We start from the raw sequence: 1,389 nt of genomic DNA, 5'->3' as shown, positions 1-1,389 counted from the left end.
GCGGCAAGCCTCAACAGGTCCTTGGAGCCCATTGCGGATGAGGTGGATGGCTCCTGCTCCACCGGCATCGAACGTGCCAAAGTGCAGTTGTCAATGACTGCTAGGAAAGGAGCCACCCAATGACAGTTAAGACAGTCGGTCTCGATCTGGCCAAGGATGTTTTTCAAGTTCATGGCATTTCGGAGAACGGTCGCGTTATTTTCAACAGAGCCATCAAACGCGCAAAGCTGCTCCGCTTCTTTGAGACGCTGCCATCCTGCAGGGTTGGGATGGAAGCCTGCGGCTCGTCCCATCACTGGGGGCGGCAGCTGCGCAAATTGGGGCATGATGTGAAGTTGATGCCCGCTGGCTACGTCAAACCTTACGTGAAACGCGGCAAGAACGATGCCGTTGATGCTGAGGCAATCTGTGAAGCGGTCCGTCGCCCAACCATGCGCTTTGTCGAGATCAAGACTGAGGAACAGCAAGCCATTCTCTCAATCCACCGGACACGGGATCTTGCCGTCCGGCAGCGCACCCAACTTGCCAACATGATCCGCAGTCTTTTGCGCGAGTTCGGGCATATCTTGCCCATTGGGATCGAGGCAGTGACATCTTTTGGAAAGCGTCACCTTGGTGGTGACCATCCAGACATGCCTGAAATCGCCAGCGGCATGCTTGGCATACAATGCTATCAGTTGATCGGCCTGAATGAACGCATCTACGGCTATTCGAAGATGATCGAGCAACATGCTCTGATGAATGCAGACGCACGCCGATTAATGCGCATGCCTGGCATCGGGCCGATCACGGCATCAGCGATCGTCGCAACGATCGGCGATGCAAAACAGTTCCGGACCGGACGCGATCTGGCGGCTTGGCTCGGACTGACCCCACTCAACAAGTCCAGCGGTGGCAAGAAACGTCTGGGTAAGATCACCAAGCAGGGTGATCACTACATTCGCAAGCTGCTGGTTGTGGGCATGACATCGCGCGCCGTCATGGCAAAACGTTCGCCAGAAAAGGTCGACCTCTGGACGGCGAAGATCATCGCGGACAAGCCGTTCCGGCTGGCGACGACCGCCATGGCCAACAAGGCCGCTCGGGCCATCTGGGCGATGCTCACAAAGAAACAGGAATACAGGCAGCCGGCGTTCTGACTGCGCCAACTGCCCACGAGATGCAAGACGTTGAAGTGATGATGCGGAATTAAGTCAACCAAGAGCAAGGACACTCCGGGAAAGGCAGCGGCCCTCTGAGGTCGATGAGCCGATTGGAACCTCGCTTGCGGAACTCATCAGGGCCAGTGGTGACAACGCGCTACACGAACAGGCCGGACAGACGACGGTACTGACAAAAAAACCGCTGAATTCACCAAAAATCTCTTGCAATGCAGGAGCCATCCACAGA

2 protein-coding genes are annotated in these 1,389 nt (G+C 56.2%); one reads left to right on the top strand and one right to left on the bottom strand.

Annotated elements, in window-relative coordinates; translation table 11 throughout:
* Nucleotides 1–119 precede the first annotated feature (119 nt).
* A complete protein-coding gene (locus GOX53_RS29385; protein ID WP_171182414.1) occupies nt 120–1,139 on the top strand; it encodes an IS110 family transposase in 1,020 nt (339 codons plus the stop codon).
* A gap of 54 nt (nt 1,140–1,193) precedes the next feature.
* On the opposite strand, the gene GOX53_RS29705 is transcribed toward GOX53_RS29385, so the two are convergent.
* Nucleotides 1,194–1,389: hypothetical protein (locus GOX53_RS29705; RefSeq protein WP_217352003.1), on the bottom strand; the 196-nt coding region annotated here is incomplete at its 5' end.

This window comes from Ruegeria sp. HKCCD8929 (assembly GCF_013031405.1).
Lineage (GTDB): Bacteria > Pseudomonadota > Alphaproteobacteria > Rhodobacterales > Rhodobacteraceae > Ruegeria.
Note: the sequence above shows the minus strand (reverse complement) of the source record. Positions and strands in the feature narration are given on the sequence as shown.

Coding starts and splice junctions, on each gene's coding strand:
- GOX53_RS29385 (WP_171182414.1), top strand. CDS start 120: ATGACAGTTAAGACAGTCGGTCTCGATCTGGCCAAGGATGTTTTTCAA.